This is a genomic window from Streptomyces murinus, from assembly GCF_002154555.1.
GTDB lineage: Bacteria > Actinomycetota > Actinomycetes > Streptomycetales > Streptomycetaceae > Streptomyces > Streptomyces murinus.
In genome coordinates this window covers 1-1,118 of the sequence record NZ_MUNF01000578.1, presented here as the reverse complement: position 1 = coordinate 1,118, position 1,118 = coordinate 1, and the positions used below count along the sequence as shown (strand labels likewise).

Here is a 1,118-nt window from a genome sequence, read left to right as displayed (position 1 = left end):
CAGCCTCCCCTCCGTCCCCCTCCTGCGCGGCGCCGCCGAACTCGCCGCCGAGGTGGGGGCGCGGCAGGCGTTCGAGTTCCTGCTGGGCCGGCATCTGGACGCCAACCCCCGCCAGTACACGCTCACCCCGGCCGAACTCGCCGCCCTCATGGCCGACCTGGCCGGTCCGGCCCGTACCGCCCTGGACCCGGCCTGCGGCACCGGCGCCCTGCTGCGGGCCGTGGACACCCGCCCCGAGCAGTGGCTGCACGCCCAGGACAGCGCCCCCGACCTCGCCGCGCTCACCGCGCTACGGCTCGCGCTGCACTCGCGCGCCGGCGTGCGCGCCGCCGCCGGGGACGCCCTGCGCGCCGACGCCTTCCCGGAGCTGCGCGCCGACGTGGTGCTGTGCCACCCGCCGTTCAACGAACGCAACTGGGGCCACGACGAACTCGCCTACGACCCCCGCTGGGAGTACGGCTTCCCGGCCCGCACCGAGTCCGAGCTGGCCTGGGTGCAGCACGCCCTGGCCCGGCTCACCGACGGCGGCACGGCCGTCCTGCTGATGCCCCCGGCCGCCGCCTCCCGCCGCTCCGGGCGCCGGATCCGCGCCGACCTGCTGCGCCGGGGCGCGCTGCGGGCGGTGCTCGCGCTCCCGGTCGGGGCGGCGCCGCCGTACAACATCCCGCTCCACATCTGGGTGCTGCGCCGGCCCGAGCGGAACCCGGCCGCGCCCGAGGTGCTGCTCATGGACACCGGGCGGTTCGCCGGGGAGGGACGCGGCGGTCCGGACTGGGCGGCGGTGCGCGAGGCCGTCCTGGACGCCTGGCGTGCCTTCGCCCGCGCGGGACGGCTGGCGGAACGGCCGGGCCTCGCCCGTTCGGTGCCGGTCATCGAACTCCTCGACGACGACGTGGACCTGGCGCCCGCCCGCCATCTGCCGCCGCCCGCCGTGGCCGACGGCGCCGAGCAGCTCGCCGCGGTGCGCGAACGCCTCGGCGAGACCCTGCGCCTGACCACCGACCTCACCCCGCCGGCCGCCGACCCGGCCCCGCCCGTGCGCTGGCCGCTCACCACCGTCGGCGAACTGGCGCGCGCCGGCGCACTGGTGATGCGCACCGGCGGCACCGGCGGCCACG

The 1,118-nt window shown here is 78.8% G+C and carries 1 protein-coding gene; it reads left to right on the top strand.

The features are described 5' to 3' along the window. On the top strand, positions 1–1,118 hold a 1,118-nt coding region (locus tag CCN72_RS30010), incomplete at both ends, for an HsdM family class I SAM-dependent methyltransferase (RefSeq protein WP_158101435.1).